Genomic DNA, 16,067 nt, shown 5'->3' with positions numbered 1-16,067 from the left:
CTCCCACCCCAACTCCCACCCCAACTCCTACCGATCCGGTTGCTCCCCCTTCTAACCCTACACCTCCCACCCCAACTCCCACTCCAACTCCTGCCCCTGGCGATTCAGGAAATAACAACATCTTTGGTACGGCAGGGAATGATGTGATTAATGCGGGTGCTGGAAATGATCAAGTTTCTGGTTTGCAAGGGAATGATCAAATCTCTGGTGGATCGGGAAATGATGGCATTAATGGCAATCAAGGCAATGATGGCATTAATGGTAATCAAGGCAATGACCTGCTCTATGGTGGTCAAGGTAATGATGTTGTCCGGGGTGGTCAGAATAACGATACAGTTTATGGGAACCAAGGGGCAGATCAACTCTTTGGTGATTTTGGCAACGATCTCCTCTATGGTGGTCAAGGTAATGATACCGTCAATGGTGGCGACGGAAATGATACCCTGAGCGGGGATTTTGGTGCAGACGTGCTTTCGGGTGGTTCCGGTGCAGATATATTTGTTCTGCGCACCAGTACGGCGGTTAATCAAATTGAACAAGCTGATTTTATTGTCGATTTTCAAATTGGGGTGGATCGTATTGGTTTAACCGGTGGTTTAACAGCTCAGAATTTGTTAGTGCAAAATGTGGCTGGCAATACGGTCATTCGGATCAATCCATCCGGTCAAATTTTGGGTATTGTGGCCAATACACCACTGACAGCTTTCTCTGTGAATGACTTTGTCCCAGTTAATATTGGCGTGGTTTAAGGCGATCGAGAGGTATAGCAAGATCTTTAGAGGCGAAAATTTTTTTCGCCTCTCTTTTGAGTGGATCTTATGCAACTGTTGCCCACCATAGATCGTTGATAGAGAAAGCATTATATGAAATATTAGGAGTCATTTTTCTGCCAAACACCTCTTCAAGTAATACTTTATCAATACAAAATTGATCTTCTTCAAAATCTCTAATGACAAGAATTTTTATTTCTTGTTTTAAGAAGCAAGTTGAGATTTGTCCTGTGTAATTTTCTAGCGCAATAATCAGAGGAATTTTAGCACAAACAATTGCCACAACTTCTGTCCCAACTAATAGTCTTGCCCACTCTTCATCTCCGGGTTCCCAATCAATAATGGAATCTTCAATTGTATGGACAAGACTTTCTAATACATCCTTGACTAATTTATGTGTCCAGTTCATTGCATTATTTTCTGTAAACTTAAAATACTTTTCTATGTTAATCATCGTGGGGTACCTGGCGCTCCATGAACAAAGTAATTTTTATTTCGGTATAGATTAAGAACATTGGTTAGTTGACCTGTAGAAGCATGAACTCCGATAGGTCTATCTAATACTATTTTTGCCTTGGGTCCTTGCCATAGATTGGCTTCATCAGCGTATAAAGCTGCGTCTAGCACTAAAGTTTGATAGTTAACCCGATATAAGAACTGGCTTTTACCTAGTGCTAAAGTCCCCGTTATATGAACTTCTGCACCTGGGAGATCTAAAGTATATAAACCATTGGTTAGCTTACCATGTTGATTAGTTTTTATGGGTGGTGGACTCCAATTATCAGCTTGCAATCGACCTGTTAATTTAAAGGTATCAGGAATCACTATACTTCCATTCTTTTTCAAGCTATCCCTCTCCTAAAAGAGTTGGTATTTTTTAGGAGAGGGATAATTCCATCTGGGTTATACCATAGAGTATTTAATCGGAAGGCACTTGGTAATCGACTCCTTGAGCCTCCTGGATAGTACGGATCTGACTCCAATCGATTTGATAGTCGATGGGGATAAATTTTTCTTCTCCTGTAGCACTAAATTCGCGCTCTAAGCCCGTTCCTGACCAGTTAAAGGTTAAAAAGGCATTGTCGATCGCCTCCACCAGTTCTGGATCTAAATTGTGGGCATAGCCATAAGCTGCATTGGGAAAGGTTTGGGATTGGTAAAGGGAGCGGAATTGACTACAGTCGGCTTCCTGACGATTGCACATCAGTTGCAGGACATCATTGGCAATGGCGGCTGCTTCATAGGTTTGGTTTTGTACTCCGACGATAGATTTTTCTTGAGATCCAGAAAATACAGCTTTGTAGTCTCGATCAGCTTTGAGGTTATAACCGGCTTCTAGGAGGGCACGGGGTAAAATATATCCTGAATAGGAATTAGCATCCGTAAAGGCTAACTGGCGGTCTGATAGGTTTTCGAGACTATCGAGAGGGCTGGAGATATGAGTGATAATTTCCATTTCATAGCCAAATGTGCCATCAGAAGCGGCCATCATGGCAAAGGGGGTAAAGCCAGCTTGATTGACGGCAATGGGGACAGTGCTAGTGCTAAACCCGGCAATATGGAGTTGACCGTCTTTTAAGGCTTGAATTTGATCGGCTTTTGACTCTAGAGCGAGGAATTGGACGGGTTTGCCAGTGATTTCCGATAGATGGGCCATAAATTCAGTCCAAACGGATTCGTATTGGTCTGGATTGGGAATCGGCAAATAGGCAAAGATGAGGGTGTCTGGATTAATCCATTCATCAGGGTTGTCTGGGGGATCGGCAACTAGATCTTGATTGCGATCGCAATATTGCCCATCCATCTGTTTGGGGCGATCGCATTCTTCTTGAGTGGTTTGTGCCGTCTCTTCTGAAGTCCCTTGAGATGAGCCGCATCCTGTCAAATTGAGCAGAAGTGCGCCACCGATGAGCAGTAGGGAAACTGGGTTAATTCCTATTCTTTGAGTTGAGTTCATGGTTAAAACATCCTGGAAAAATCAGCCATTATACTTAATCTCTTGTTGATGAATATTGCACTCTGTAAAGAGTCCTAAATTTGTGTAAACAATGCTGGAACTCTGAAAAAACTATGCTATTGTAAACAATATAGACACCAAAGCAAGCAATTAAAGCATTAAATTTGGGTTCTAGAATTGGTGTCTGTCCTCTAGAGTCCAGTCACAGTTGAACATAGCCCTTCACCCTAGTGGCAAACCCCCTGCACAGTCAGCGGTTAAGCCAAACCTGAAGTCCGGAAAGACAGGGTTATGGGAAAGCCCGAAAGGTGTGACTGTGAAGTATGAAAACCTTAGTAAGTTAATTGTACTTGTCCATTTTCTTAACTCGCAAAACCCTGAAAATTAGAGTTTCTCAAGAATACTTAGTTTAGGTCTAGCCGCCTCCGGTTAGACCTTCGCCCATTTTAAAGAACAAATAACGATTAGAGTAAAACTCCAGCAATACAAGCAGTCATACAACAGGCGAGAAATCCGCCAATCATAGCTCGCAAACCCAACTGAGCGAGATCGGATTGTCGAGAGGGAGCGATCGCCCCAATGCCTCCCAACTGAATGCCGATCGCCCCCAGATTAGAAAAGCCGCAGAGAGCATATGTGGCGATCGCCACAGTGCGATCGGAAACCTGTTGATTGGCAATCAACTGACTCAAATCCACATAAGCAATAAACTCAGTCAGGATCGTCTTCTTCCCCAGTAGCTGCCCTACAACTAAACAATCTGCCCAAGGAACCCCCATCAACCAAGCCACAGGCGCAAAGATTACGCCAAAAATCCCTTCTAAGGATAACGTCGGTAAACCGATAAATCCGCCCATCCAAGCCAATACAGCATTGATAAACGCCAGGATACCCAAAAACGCGATCAGCATCGCCGCAATATTTAGGGCTAACTTCATTCCCTCAGAAGCCCCAGTAGAAAGAGCATCAATGGCATTAACAGAGGTTTTCTCCACCTGAATAGACACCGTTCCCATCGTCGGAGAATTTTCAGTTTCTGGATACATCAGCTTCGAGATCGCCAACGCTGCGGGAGCAGACATCACCGATGCAGTAATCAGATGCTCCGGAGCAATGCCAAAGGAAATATAAGCGACTAAAACCCCTCCTGCCACCGTCGCAAACCCACTCGTCATAATCGCATGAAGTTCAGACATCGTAGTCGTCGAGACATAGGGTTTAATCAGCAAAGGCGCTTCTGTCGAACCGACAAAAATATTGGCGGCTGCGCTCAACGTTTCCGATCCCGAAGTTTTCAGGGTATATTGCATGAACCGAGCGATCGCCTGTACCATGCGCGGTAAAATTCCATAGTAGTAAAGCACGCTAATAAAGGCCGAAAAGAAAATTACCGTCGGCAACACCCGAAAGGCAAAAATATATACCTCATTGTTCACCAACTGGGACGAAAACACAAACTCAGACCCCACATCCGAAAATTCTAAAAACGTCTGGATGCGATCGCCTAAAAAGCGGAACAGAGCCAAGCCGAACGGAACCTTTAGAATCAGCACCGCTAAAACAAACTGTAAACCCAATCCCATGGCTACCACTCGCCAGCGCACTGCCGGACGGTTAACCGAGATGCCATAGGCAAAGGCGACAAAAAAACCGAGTCCCAATACAGAAATAACACGTTCCATTACTGAAGAGCCTATTTACTTTATAGTAAATATTAAACGCTAGTTACTATGCCCCGTCGCGATCGCTATCATGATATTGTCAGAAATGCTCTAATCAAAGAGGGCAGGACAATTACTCACGATCCGCTTATTCTAGGGGATCTTGAACACCGAGTTTATCCCGACCTCGGCGCTGAAAAACGAGCAAGCGATCGCCAGTCCATTAATCTTGCTGTTGAAATTAAAGTCTTTGGCAATATTGGGCAGATTTCAGAACTGGAAAAAGCAATTGGACAATATGTTTTGTATCGTTCTATTTGACAAAGAAGTGGATCTACCCGCCAGCCTTATCTGGCTATTAGCTCAACCATCTATCAACAACTCTTTCAGAAGACCATTATCCAGAATCTAATTGAAGATGAAAAGATTCGTCTCATTGTATTTAATCCAGATTTGGAGGAGATCGAGCAATGGATCGACTAGAGAACTATCGTCATATTATTCGTACCGTTTTAGCCGAACATCTGGAATGGTCGAAATCAAGGGATATTGACGAAACTATCGCTATTTGCGACGAAGAAACGGACAACTATCTGCTGATGAGTGTGGGTTGGAATGGAGATCGCCGCATTCACGGTATTCTGGCTCACCTACGTATCATTGATGGGTTAGTTCATCTCGAACAGAATAATGTAGAATACTTTGCTGAAGATTTAGTTGAGCAAGGAATTCCTGAAGAAGTCCTGGTTCCTGCCTTTTGCTGTCCTCCAACCAGAGAGGCGATCGCGCTGCAAGACTAAAATCAAAATTTGATATATAATAGAATGCTTGGCTTAAATCTCTAAACATATTTCTAACTCCTAAATACTGCACCTATGAAACTGCCTATCGTTGCCATTATCGGCCGTCCCAATGTCGGTAAATCTACCCTGGTCAATCGGTTAGCCAAAAGACAAGAATCGATTGTGTTTGATGAACCGGGAATTACCCGCGATCGCACCTATCGTTACTGCTATTGGCGCGATCGCGATTTTCAAGTCGTCGATACCGGGGGACTACTCTTCCATGACGATACCGAATTCTTGCCCCTAATTCGCGAACAAGCTCTATTAGCTTTAGCTGAATCTAGCGCCGCCATTTTCCTCGTCGATGGTCAAACTGGGCCTACCCCTGGAGATCTGGAAATTGCCCAATGGTTGCATCAACAATCGATCCCCGTTATTTTAGCGGTGAATAAATGTGAATCTCCAGATCAGGGACTGATTCAAGCCGCCCAATTTTGGGAATTAGGGCTAGGCGAACCCTATGCTATTTCCGCCATTCACGGCAATGGAACGGGGGATCTTCTGGATGCTTTACTGCCTCACTTACCGGTGATGGAAAACTGGGAAGAATCCACAGAAACCAAAATCGCCATTGTTGGTCGTCCCAATGTGGGTAAATCGAGTTTACTCAATGCCTTTTTAGGGGAAAAACGGGCGATTGTTAGCCCCATTTCCGGAACCACTAGGGATGCTATTGATACCGTAGTCGAACATGAGAGCAAAACCTACCGCTTGATTGATACTGCAGGCATTCGCAAGAAGAAAAATGTGGAATACGGGCCTGAATTTTTCGGGATCAATCGTGCTTTTAAAGCCATTCGCCGCTCTGATGTGGTATTGCTGGTCATTGATGCGATCGATGGCGTTACCGAACAAGACCAAAAATTGGCGAACCGCATTACTGAAGATGGCCGCGCTTGTGTGATTGTGGTGAACAAATGGGATCAGGTGGAAAAAGACAGCTATACCATTTTGCACTACGAACAACAGGTTCGCGATCGCCTCTACTTCATTGACTGGTCAGAAATGATTTTCGTCAGCGCTCTGACGGGACAACGGGTTCCCAAAATTCTGAAGTTAGTCGATAATGCCGTCAGCGAACATAAACGCCGTGTTTCCACTTCTGTTGTTAATGAAGTCCTGCAAGAAGCCATCAGTTGGCACACTCCCCCCACCAACCGGCAAGGGAAACAGGGCAAAATTTACTATGGCACGCAAGTCAGTAGCCAACCGCCAAGCTTTAGTATTTTTGTCAACGATCCCAAACGGTTAGGAGAAAACTACCGTCGCTATATAGAAGGGCAAATTCGCAAACAACTGGGATTTACCGGTACACCCATTCGTCTCTTTTGGCGAGGCAAAAAAGCCCGTGAGTTGGAAGCAACAGGAGCCAACCGAGCCATCCGAGTTTAAAATAGCGTTGTGCGCTAGGGAATAGGGATAAGAATACAGGATTAATGCATTCCTGTTCATTTGCTGCCCATTTATGCAAGAGGTCTATTGTTCATCGAACCTCCAAGAGTGCCCCTTCTTGTACCTCTTCCTCAATATTGGTTTGAGCGACTAAGCCATTACGAGATCTTACCCTTACTTTTCCTTTTCCATCAATACCAGTCAATACCATGGATGGATTCACTTGCCGTAAATCAACGCCACCTAACCAGACTTTAGCCATATTTCCTCTGACTTCAGTGACGACAGCTTGAGCAGGGGAACTTGCGGTTGCAATAAAGTAAGGAGACTGCAAGTGATAGTTACTGCCGACTTTGACTTCATAACGGGGAATTTGCTTGAAGATTAACGGAATTTCCGCATAAATCTTGGGGAAGATTTGTTCAATATTGCTATTTTCTTGCCAGAGATAGTGAGTGAGTAAGTAACTAAATAAGCCACAGCTTGCCCCATTGATATTCATTTCTCTTGCCAGTTGATTATGTGCAGATGCTGCTAATACTACTCCTTTAGCGACTCCCGTGCGATAGGCGGAAATAAAGGCTTCTGGGGTGAGATTGAGCTGGAATAAAAATCGTTCTTGATAGGCTTTTTCCAGGTTAGAGACTAAAACTTTTTGCCCTCCATCACGGGAGCGAACCTGGACATCGCGGGTTGCACCTCCAGCAAAACAACTATCTAAAATTACGGTTACATTTTCGGTTTTTAGCGCTGACATTAACAGAAAGAGGGTATGTCCCATAATGTCTTTGACTGCTCCTCCTGCATTCGGATATCCAGGGGGTAATTCTCCATCTATGGGGACAAATGTTCCGTTGAGTTCTTCGTTGTCTGGGGATCTGAAAATGGGATGGGGGTCAAAAATACGCGAACCATGACCGGAGTAGTGATAGACGACGATATCGCCGGTTTTGGCTTGTTTAATTAAATGGTCTTCAAAGGCGGTTAAGATGCCATTACGAGTGGCTTGGGAATCCGCAACCACTAAGATATCTTTGGGATTAAATCCAAAGCGATGAATGAGTAAATGACGTTGCAGTTCAAGATCGTTGAGACAGCCAGCTAGGGGTTGAAATGGATATTGATTAATGCCGACGAGAAGAGCAAGTTTTCGGGGTGTGGTTTGGGCGAGAATTTTGGCTGAACGGTTGGCTTGGTGGAGCAAGGAATTGAGGGTTACTGTGCCTAGGGAGGCAGCAATGAATTGTAAGAATTGACGACGATTTGGATGTGCCATAGTTGGGGAATGGTGGAATGGGGGATTCTGTAATATCAGTGCCCTGCGCTGTCGCTTTTCATTTCCGCTTGGGGAAATGCACCCTACTGGATTGTTTCAGCTAAAATGATGGAGGGATTTATCCCTCTCCAGCTAGGCTTTTAAGCACTCTTCGTGCTTACACCAAACAAAGCCCTATTTTAGATGAAACGATCCACTACAAAGTTCATTGTTCATTATTCATTATTCATTTCCAGTCTCCTTGGATAGTAAACGCGGCCCAGTAGTAGGGGGAGTTCCATTGCTCGGAGTTCCACATTTCCAGTTGGGCTTCTCGTAAGGCGGTGACGGGGTTTTGTTGTTCTTCTAACATCTTTTGGTAGAACTTGACCATCACTTCGGAGGTGGCGACATCGTTGACGCTCCAGAGACTGACGACGACTCGTCGTGCTCCCGCGTACATGAAGCCTCTGGTTAAGCCGACGATGCCTTCACCTCGGACGTTTTCGCCTAAGCCGGTTTGACAGGCGCTGAGGACGACTAATTCGGCGGGGAGATTGAGGTTGAAGATATCTTGCAAGCGCAAGAAGCCGTCTTGGGGGGTTTGGTTGTTGTCGAAGAGGGAGAGGACGACTCCGGAGAGTTCCGGGTTGGTGGCATCGAGAATGCCGTGGGTGGCGAGGTGAACGATTTGATATTGGGAGAGTTGGGGATGGGTGGCGATTTCACGGGAGGCTTGGAAGTCAAAGGCTTCTAATTCTTTTGCGTCGGGAACGAGAGCCAGGATTTTCTCGCCTTCGACGCGGGTGTATTCTAAACGGGGTAATGTGGGGGCAATGTCGCCTAAGCCTAAACTGCCAACGGCACGAGTTAATGCCAGTTTATTCAGGGTATCTGGATTCGGTGGGGGTGGGGTTCCGGTGAGGCGAGTGTCGTTGGGGTCGAAGATGGGGTCGGCTAAGACAGCTAGGGTTTGGGGAGCGGGGGAACGGTTGGCGAGTTGTTGGCGTTGGATGGCAACGGTGGAGGCGGAGGGAAGGGTGACGATTTCGTTTTGTACGAGGAGGGGTGTAGCGGGAGCATTCGGGAGGGGAAGAGCGGCAAAGGGAATGTATTGCAGAACGCCATCGCCGACGATGAGTAGGCGTTTTCCTTGCAGTTGGTGGGCGACGGGAGCGAGTACGATCTGACTTAAGGCTTCTCCGGCACTGATGTTACTGCCGTTAGCGGAGGTGAGAGACTGGCGGAAGGCTTGCGCGGCTGTGGCAATGTCGGCGCTGGAGGGGAGAACATAACTGGTGATGCCATCTGGAGTGACGGCCCAGAGAAAGCTGCGTTCTGAACCGAGGGAGTATTGTAAGAGCAGAGTGTCTTCATCGAGGACTTGCTGTTGAATCTCATCTAGGGTGAGGGGTTGAGGATAGTTGAGACTGGCATAACGGGGGCTGTTGATGCGGATTTGGGCTTCGAGTTGGTCGAGTTGCAGCAGGAGGTCTTGGGACTGTTGTTTGAGAGCATCGAGTTCTTCTTGGGTATATTGACCACTGGTGAGTTGGTGGCGATCGTGTTCTACCGTATTCAGTTTTTGCAGTAAGGTTTGTTCTTGGGCTAAGAGTTGGGGGTCAACGCCTTCACGGATATTGGCGCTGGCTTCGGTGAGCAGTTCTAGGAGTCCTCTGGCGCGGGAGCGTTCGCTGATGTGGAGCGCTTGAGCATTGTAACCTTTGTTGGGGTTTTGTTCATGCAGTTCCATGAGGAGGTCGATGTAAAACTGGTAACGGTCTTGGACAGTGGCAAAGAAGGAGGCGCGGAGGTCTTGGGAGCCGATTTTGGTGCGGAGATCTTCGAGGATGGTGATGGATTCTTGGATATGAGTGAGAGCGGTTTCTAGGTTGTTCTGGTCTCGTTCTAAGACAGCGAGATTCGATAGGATACCCGCTTCTCCTGAGCGATCGCCCACCGCACGAAGGAGGGGCAAAGCTTGGTTGTAATACTCCAGCGCTCGCTGCTTCTCTCCTAATGAGTCGTAGAGTCCGCCCAGGTTGTTGAGGGTAGTGGCTTCTCCCGAGCGATTGCCCACCTCACGAGAGATGGGCAAAGCTTGGTTGTAATACTCTAGCGCTTGCTGCTTCTCTCCTAGGTCTGAGTAGACAGCGCCCAGACTGGTGAGGGTAAGGGCTTCTCCCGAGCGATTTCCTACCGCACGAGTGAGAGGCAAAGCTTGGTTGTAATCCTCCAGCGCTTGCTGCTGCTCTCCTAGCTGTGAGTAGATTCTGCCAAGAAAAACTAGCGCTAGAGCTTCTGAACCTTGTTCACTGGCTTAGCGAGATAGAACCACCGCTTGTTCTAATTTAGTAATAGCTTGTCTGAGAGATTCTACACCTTCTTCCCTAAACATAAAAAAGGCTTCTATAAGCAATTGCTCTGCCGTATCTGCTTGAGCAATAACCCCTGGGTGAGCCAATATCCTCTGGGAAGGGACTACCCCTGCCACGGCGATAAGGGTCGCCAGTGAGATACTCTTGAGCCATGTCGCCATCTGCTGCTGTGCTATCCTTCCTCCCCTGAAGTTTATTTAGACTCGTTTCAATTCTTTTATCTCCACCGTGGGATAACTTATGTTAGCGCTTCGCGCTAGGGAATAGGGAATAGGAAGGTAGGGAAAAACCTGGTTTCTTTGTTGGGGGCGATCGCGTTGCCTAACCTAGAGTTGAGGCGATCGCTACACTGAAAAGATATCCTAGATTTGGCAAGGTACGGTTACCCGTTAACCTGTGAGTGTATGTTAAAGTAAGAAAATTAAAAAACTCTGAACGCTTATGAATGTTCAATCCCTCTTTCCACCTCAACAATCCTCTATAAAATCCAGCTATAATGTTCGAGTTGAGTATCAACCAGAAGGACGAGTTAAAGCTAGTGTTTTGGGATGGCCCGAATGTCAGGTTGAAACCAATACAAAAGAAGAAGCCTTGCAAGAATTGCAGAAAATTGTCGGGCAAAGATTGGGTGATAGCGAGATAGTTTCCCTGGAAATTGAAGTGCCTTTACCCCAATCTGAACATCCTTGGATGAAATTTGCGGGAATGCTTAAAGACGATCCGGATCTTGAAGAATTTTTAGCATTTATTGAGGAAGATCGCCGCCAGTTAGATTTAGAAATGGAAGAACATTATTATCAGATAGATCCCCAGAAAAAATCAGAATGAGCTTGTATATTCTCGATACAGATATAGTTTCTCTGTTTCAGCAAGGAGATTTACCCGTAGTCCAAAGAATCAATGGGATTCCAACTCAAAACCTTGCCGTTACTATTGTCACACTGGAGGAACAACTTAGAGGAAGACTCAATATTATTCGTAAGGCAACTTCCCCAGAAAGATTAGTTGCTGCTTATGCTAGACTAAAGCTGACTTTTGACTTTTTTTATACCGTTAATGTCTTAGCATTTACACCAGATGCTTGCGATCGCTTCAATCGATTAAAGCAACAAAAAATTCGTATTGGGACGCAAGATTTACGAATTGCAGCGATCGCGCTTTCAGTTGGGGGTATTGTCATTACCCGAAATCAGCGAGATTTTGGCAAAGTTCCCGATTTAATCTTGGAAGATTGGACGCTTTAGCGATCATGTGGAGCCAGAAACCGGGTTTCTATCAGGATCTTGGTTCAGGTTATCAGCAGAATCAATGGGCTAGACTCCGTAGCGGTTGGATTGTTGAAAAGGGTTCGCAAATCCCAAAATTAACCACCTGTTACCCTCTCACCTAATGGAGGAAAGAACTTATGAAACCTCAAATGATTGAATTATTAGATGTGGTTGCCCTGACTGTTGACCTACCTGAATATGATTTATTCCAGGGACAAGTGGGAACGGTAGTAGAAATTTTAGCTGACGGCGCGGCCTTTGAGGTTGAGTTTAGCGATCGCCATACCGGACAAACCTATGAGTCTTTGGGGTTACGTCCGGAACAGTTCATGGTATTGCACTTTTCCATGGCTAATAAATGAAGGAGATAAGTGCGGTTAGAAACCGGGTTTCTATGGGAATTTTGGGCGATCTTATGGAGGTAGCCAGAAACCCGGTTTCTTTGTTGGGGGAGATCGCCTTGCCTATCGTAGAGTTGAGGCGATCGCTATACTGAATCATGATGCTGTGAGTAGTGAACGAGTGTTTAAAATATCGTTTCTGGTTAAGGATTTTATCGCAGAGATAGGAACTGTGACCACTTTTATCGATTCACCAACTGCGTTGAAAACTTCCAGGATACAACCGGTTTCTCCGCCGTCGGGGTGGGGAATAAAATCGATCAGGGTGGCGATATCTCCTTGATACATTTCATATTTGGGAACGTCTTGGATTAAGGCAATTTCTTGATAGAGTTCTAGATTCATGGCTTTATTCTCGATAAGGTTTTAGAGTGACAAAATAAAAGTGACTATCGATGGCTCGTTTTAACCCAATAGTAACCACCAGTAATTTACAATAATTTACTCCTTCTAGTTCACCGATAACTTGATAATATGTACCGTATTCATCGGTAATATCTTCCTTGGCGATCGCCTGGAGATTAGAAACCGGGTTTCTCTCAGGATCTTGGTTGATGTTCTCAAGGTAGCCAGAAACCCGGTTTCTTTGTTGGCGGCGATCGCCTTTTTAATTGAGTTTCAACCAGCCGAAAATCTGCTCTATGGTTAAGTCTAACTCAAGTCCGGCTAGGGTTTGGGGGCGATCGCTACCTGTGAGCCATTCGGGTTGTTTATTCGGCTCAAAGACGACGATGGAGCGGTCTTGCGGATCGACTAACCAACCCAGTTCACTCCCCGATCGCAAACTATACAGAATTTTCCCCATCACTTGATTTGCACTTTGTTCTGGGGAGAGGATTTCAATAATCCAATCTGGAGGTAAAAGAAAATCATTGGGAACTTCTCCATCCTCCTCAAACGGAATGTTCGACCAGCGAAACACCGCGAGATCCGGGACAATAGAGCGATCTCTAAACGAACACCGCAATTCAGGAAAAGCATAAGCAATTTTGTCCGGTTCTGCTTGTTCATTAATTGCGTTGCACAACCTCAGTTGTAATCGACTATGTTTCCCTTTTGGCATCGGTTTTTGGATAATCTCTCCATTGATATATTCGCTCGCAGGTTTGGTTTCCGGGCACTTGAGAAATCCAGATAAATTCTTGACTTGTAGAAGAGTAATAGTCATAGTGTTCCCCTATCGTTAGGAAGGGTAGAGTGGGGAATAAAATCGATCGGGGTGGCAATATCTCCTTGATACATTTCATATTCTGGAATGTCTTGGATTAAAGCCATTTCTTGATATAGTTCTAGATTCATATTTTTTAGGTTTATTGTACACCATTTGTAGGCTTCTTTGGCGATCGCTACCCTAAAAAGATATCGCAGAGTTGGCAAGGTACGGTTGGCCGTTAATCTCTGAAAAGCAGTTGAAGGCGATCGCAATTGGCTTGGTCGTCGAGAAATTCTCAACCATTATCAGGTAATTTATGAATCGCGATCGCGAATGGTAAAATTGGCAGTCTGCGACGATCGGCGACTGAAGACTTACTGAAGACTTACTGAGGCAATCGATCAAACCATAGTAGGATAAGCTATCAACGCATCCTACTCGCTATTCATCACTGTATGCCAACATGGATTTACTGCGATCGCTCCCTATTGGTCTCTATCTCGAAAACCCCACGACTTGGCTCCATCGCCTCGATCCCAGGATTAAACTGATCTGGTTGTTGAGTTTTTTGGCGATCCCAGTCCTTGCAAGTACCCCCTTTCGTCTCATTCTGGTGGGTTTTCTGATTGCCATTACCCTCACGACCTCGATTCCCCTGCGCGTACTGAAGCAACAACTGGGATGGTTACTGATGCTGGGGACTCTGATCGTCTTAATTACCATTGTTGCGCCTGATGGATTAACCGTTGTCCATCAACCCCGGTTACCTGCTATTGAGGACTCTTTCGCACAACCGACCTCCTATCGCTATACTCTGCTTACCCTTAATCTGGGATTTAGCCAGTTAATCATCACCCGTTTATCTCTCGATCTGGGATTACGCTTAGGAACATTAATCTTTACCGTTATTTATAGTACGGGTCTTTTTCTGCTCACTACCGCGCCAGAAGAGGTGACGGCTGCCCTGGAAACCTGGATGTCTCCCCTTAAACGCTGGGGAGTTCCGGTAACGGAAATCACTCTAACCCTGACGCTTTCCCTGCGGTTTATCGCCTTAGTCCTGGAAGAAGTGCAAAATTTAATCCGCTCTATTAATACTCGCGCCATTAATTGGAAGAAATTGGGATTAAAGCGATCTTCGCAAGTCTGGTTAATGGTGGTAGAACGATTGCTAGAAAACCTGCTGCTCAGAGCAGCTCAAATTGCCAGCGCGATGGAAGTGCGAGGCTTTACCCAACCCAATGAGCATAAAGTAGAATGGTATCAGTTCCAATGGCATGTATGGGATGGAGTTGCCCTAATCAGTTTGGTAGGGTTATGGGTAGCTCGTCTAGTCTGGGGACAAATGGGCTAAAGCATGGGGAGTGGGGAGTAGCAGTTAGGGTGGGTATAGGGGGGATTCATGAATCCCCTCTACAGATATAGCCCGAATGCGTAAGTCCTGCCTCATAAAGGAAGCAAAGCGCTATAAGTGACCATCTTTTGGTAGATTGACATACTCCCGTGCCTAAAGGCGAGGGGATTCTGGATTCAAGCAACAGATGCAGGCATAGCCCGTCTTACACTATCTAGCCCAACAGACAATGCCCTGCCTGTTTCCACTATTCTATCAAAAAGCCGTCCTCAAAGGACGGGGCTTTAAACCCAATTTTCTGGTAAAGTAGTTGAAAATTGCTATTCTTTTGTTCAAGGCGAACGGTTTGAGCAGTTATCCCCAAATTTTTTATCCCAGTGTTAATGTGAATGTCTGGCGAAATTTATCTGAGTCATCCTACATTTGGTTTGTTGTTTAGGGTTTGTGTAATAGAGGATCGTAAAGAACTCTTTACCACCCTGTATGCCCAACGATTATTTTTTATCGTGATCGCCAGTCCAGAGGGACTCAAATTTGAGTCGGTAACGCGAGGAGAAGCTCGGATCGTGTTAGAGAATCGTCTGCGATCGCTGCGGCGGGAAGGTAAACTTTCCCTTTATGATGAGTTAATGGTGGTTCATAAGCGAACATTCCAATGACTGATTTACAGAACTCCATGGCGAATCGGATCGATCAAATTCGCTCAACTCTTCCGGATCGGGTGCGTCTAATTGCGGTGAGCAAAACGGTTGGGAGTGAACGAATTCGGGAAGCGTACAGAGCAGGAATCCGTGATTTTGGTGAAAGTCGCATCCCAGAAAGTCTTCAGAAACAGGAAGAACTGAAGGATTTAACAGATATTACGTGGCACTTGATTGGCCATTTACAAAGTAACAAGGCGAAAAAGGCGATCGCCAATTTTCCCTGGATTCATTCGGTAGGTTCCCTAAAACTCGCCCAACAGCTTAACGAGTTAGCTGAGAACTTAGAGACGAAACCGAAAATTTGTCTACAAGTGAAAATTGTCCCCGATCCGCAAAAATTTGGTTGGAGTGTCCCAGAACTGCTCAACGACTTACCAGTTCTTGATCGGTGCGATCGCTTGGATATTCAAGGACTAATGTGTATTCCTCCCTTGGGACTCAATTCAGAACAGACTTATGAAGTTTTCCAACAAACCGCAGAATTAGCTGATAAAATTAAGCAGCAAGATTGGTCGAATCTTCAAATGCACCACCTATCCATGGGCATGTCAGCAGATTATCCTCTGGCGATCCAAGCAGGAGCAACCCTAATCCGTCTGGGAACGACCCTCTTTGGGCAACGAAATCCCTAGAAAATCTCAATATAGCGCTCCGCGCGGTAATCGGTCATTGGTCATTAGGAAAACCGTTTTCCCCTTAAAAGTCGCCCCCATTCAACCCATTGTCAGTATTCCCTCACCTTCATGGAAAGCGCTCTAACCTCCGAATACTCGATCTTTGCTCAGACTGTGGATGCAAGGAAGTTTAGAGTGACTAAGACTCTAGGGGGTAACGTTGGAGCGATCGCTGGCTGTGGAAAAGTCGCCCAATTCTGTGGAAAGAAGCAGACTAGATCCATCAATTTGCAATTGATGCAAGAAAATGGAAGC

At 45.7% G+C, this 16,067-nt stretch carries 19 protein-coding genes and 2 pseudogenes; 10 read left to right on the top strand and 11 right to left on the bottom strand.

The features are described from left to right. Nucleotides 1–749 (top strand): calcium-binding protein (locus J7529_RS21110; protein WP_318730596.1); only part of this gene is annotated, 749 nt, incomplete at its 5' end. Between the two features lie 67 nt (nucleotides 750–816). Here J7529_RS21110 and J7529_RS21105 read toward each other — a convergent pair. From J7529_RS21105 to J7529_RS21090, 4 genes are all read right to left on the bottom strand, one after another. After that, entirely contained in the window at nucleotides 817–1,224 is a 408-nt protein-coding gene (locus J7529_RS21105; protein WP_318730595.1) for a hypothetical protein, read from the bottom strand. Then, nucleotides 1,221–1,616, bottom strand: coding sequence for a hypothetical protein (locus tag J7529_RS21100; protein ID WP_318730594.1), 396 nt, complete (start codon nucleotides 1,614–1,616; stop codon nucleotides 1,221–1,223). The genes J7529_RS21105 and J7529_RS21100 overlap by 4 nt, the downstream gene beginning before the upstream one ends. 73 nt (nucleotides 1,617–1,689) lie before the next feature. Then, on the bottom strand, nucleotides 1,690–2,727 hold the full coding sequence (gene phnD, locus J7529_RS21095; protein ID WP_318730593.1) for a phosphate/phosphite/phosphonate ABC transporter substrate-binding protein: 1,038 nt from the start codon (nucleotides 2,725–2,727) through the stop codon (nucleotides 1,690–1,692). A gap of 464 nt (nucleotides 2,728–3,191) precedes the next feature. Next, a complete protein-coding gene (locus J7529_RS21090) occupies nucleotides 3,192–4,409 on the bottom strand; it encodes a NupC/NupG family nucleoside CNT transporter (protein WP_318730592.1) in 1,218 nt (405 codons plus the stop codon). 48 nt (nucleotides 4,410–4,457) lie between these two features. Here J7529_RS21090 and J7529_RS21085 point away from each other — a divergent pair. From J7529_RS21085 to der, 3 genes and pseudogenes are all read left to right on the top strand, one after another. Continuing rightward, nucleotides 4,458–4,871, top strand: a pseudogene (locus J7529_RS21085) (element excision factor XisH family protein). Next, nucleotides 4,859–5,188, top strand: coding sequence for an element excision factor XisI family protein (locus tag J7529_RS21080; RefSeq protein WP_318730591.1), 330 nt, complete (start codon nucleotides 4,859–4,861; stop codon nucleotides 5,186–5,188). The pseudogene J7529_RS21085 and the gene J7529_RS21080 overlap by 13 nt, the downstream one beginning before the upstream one ends. A 75-nt stretch (nucleotides 5,189–5,263) precedes the next feature. Further along, on the top strand, nucleotides 5,264–6,625 hold the full coding sequence (gene der, locus J7529_RS21075; protein ID WP_271938700.1) for a ribosome biogenesis GTPase Der: 1,362 nt from the start codon (nucleotides 5,264–5,266) through the stop codon (nucleotides 6,623–6,625). A gap of 91 nt (nucleotides 6,626–6,716) precedes the next feature. Here der and J7529_RS21070 read toward each other — a convergent pair whose 3' ends face one another. From J7529_RS21070 to J7529_RS21055, 3 genes and pseudogenes are all read right to left on the bottom strand, one after another. After that, nucleotides 6,717–7,901, bottom strand: a complete 1,185-nt coding sequence (locus J7529_RS21070; protein WP_318730590.1) for a caspase family protein — start codon at nucleotides 7,899–7,901, stop codon at nucleotides 6,717–6,719. Between the two features lie 226 nt (nucleotides 7,902–8,127). Next, a pseudogene (locus J7529_RS21065) lies at nucleotides 8,128–10,194 on the bottom strand (CHAT domain-containing protein); the annotation flags it as partial. Between the two features lie 6 nt (nucleotides 10,195–10,200). Continuing rightward, entirely contained in the window at nucleotides 10,201–10,419 is a 219-nt protein-coding gene (locus J7529_RS21055; RefSeq protein WP_318730589.1) for a hypothetical protein, read from the bottom strand. A gap of 280 nt (nucleotides 10,420–10,699) precedes the next feature. On the opposite strand from J7529_RS21055, the gene J7529_RS21050 reads away from it, so the two are divergent. From J7529_RS21050 to J7529_RS21040, 3 genes are all read left to right on the top strand, one after another. Next, nucleotides 10,700–11,086: a hypothetical protein gene (locus J7529_RS21050; RefSeq protein ID WP_318730588.1), complete on the top strand. Its 387-nt coding sequence runs from the start codon at nucleotides 10,700–10,702 to the stop codon at nucleotides 11,084–11,086. Beyond that, nucleotides 11,083–11,502 (top strand): type II toxin-antitoxin system VapC family toxin, encoded by a 420-nt coding sequence (locus J7529_RS21045; RefSeq protein WP_318730587.1) that lies wholly within the window; start codon nucleotides 11,083–11,085, stop codon nucleotides 11,500–11,502. Before J7529_RS21050 ends, J7529_RS21045 begins: the two co-directional genes overlap by 4 nt. 161 nt (nucleotides 11,503–11,663) lie before the next feature. Then, nucleotides 11,664–11,888, top strand: coding sequence for a DUF4926 domain-containing protein (locus tag J7529_RS21040; protein ID WP_318730586.1), 225 nt, complete (start codon nucleotides 11,664–11,666; stop codon nucleotides 11,886–11,888). Here J7529_RS21040 and J7529_RS21035 read toward each other — a convergent pair. The 4 genes from J7529_RS21035 to J7529_RS21020 all read right to left on the bottom strand — a co-directional run bounded on the left by J7529_RS21035 (nucleotide 11,878) and on the right by J7529_RS21020 (nucleotide 13,379). Beyond that, a complete protein-coding gene (locus tag J7529_RS21035) occupies nucleotides 11,878–12,027 on the bottom strand; it encodes a hypothetical protein (protein ID WP_318730585.1) in 150 nt (49 codons plus the stop codon). The two genes, J7529_RS21040 and J7529_RS21035, sit on opposite strands and share 11 nt — an antisense overlap. After that, nucleotides 12,024–12,272 carry a hypothetical protein gene (locus tag J7529_RS21030; protein WP_318730584.1) on the bottom strand — a complete coding sequence of 83 codons (249 nt, stop codon included), beginning with the start codon at nucleotides 12,270–12,272 and terminating at the stop codon, nucleotides 12,024–12,026. The genes J7529_RS21035 and J7529_RS21030 overlap by 4 nt, the downstream gene beginning before the upstream one ends. A 262-nt stretch (nucleotides 12,273–12,534) precedes the next feature. After that, a complete protein-coding gene (locus J7529_RS21025) occupies nucleotides 12,535–13,095 on the bottom strand; it encodes a Uma2 family endonuclease (RefSeq protein WP_318730583.1) in 561 nt (186 codons plus the stop codon). Beyond that, nucleotides 13,092–13,379 carry a hypothetical protein gene (locus J7529_RS21020; RefSeq protein ID WP_271938711.1) on the bottom strand — a complete coding sequence of 96 codons (288 nt, stop codon included), beginning with the start codon at nucleotides 13,377–13,379 and terminating at the stop codon, nucleotides 13,092–13,094. The genes J7529_RS21025 and J7529_RS21020 overlap by 4 nt, the downstream gene beginning before the upstream one ends. A 164-nt stretch (nucleotides 13,380–13,543) precedes the next feature. On the opposite strand from J7529_RS21020, the gene J7529_RS21015 reads away from it, so the two are divergent. From J7529_RS21015 to J7529_RS21005, 3 genes are all read left to right on the top strand, one after another. After that, nucleotides 13,544–14,434, top strand: coding sequence for an energy-coupling factor transporter transmembrane component T family protein (locus tag J7529_RS21015; protein WP_318730582.1), 891 nt, complete (start codon nucleotides 13,544–13,546; stop codon nucleotides 14,432–14,434). Between the two features lie 389 nt (nucleotides 14,435–14,823). Further along, nucleotides 14,824–15,093 carry a transcriptional coactivator PipX gene (gene pipX / locus J7529_RS21010; protein WP_271938714.1) on the top strand — a complete coding sequence of 90 codons (270 nt, stop codon included), beginning with the start codon at nucleotides 14,824–14,826 and terminating at the stop codon, nucleotides 15,091–15,093. Beyond that, a complete protein-coding gene (locus J7529_RS21005; protein WP_318730581.1) occupies nucleotides 15,090–15,770 on the top strand; it encodes a YggS family pyridoxal phosphate-dependent enzyme in 681 nt (226 codons plus the stop codon). The genes pipX and J7529_RS21005 overlap by 4 nt, the downstream gene beginning before the upstream one ends. Nucleotides 15,771–16,067 lie beyond the last annotated feature (297 nt).

It is taken from the genome of Roseofilum sp. Guam, from assembly GCF_017746735.1.
Classification (GTDB): Bacteria; Cyanobacteriota; Cyanobacteriia; order Cyanobacteriales; family Desertifilaceae; genus Roseofilum; species Roseofilum reptotaenium.
Note: the sequence above shows the minus strand (reverse complement) of the source record. Positions and strands in the feature narration are given on the sequence as shown.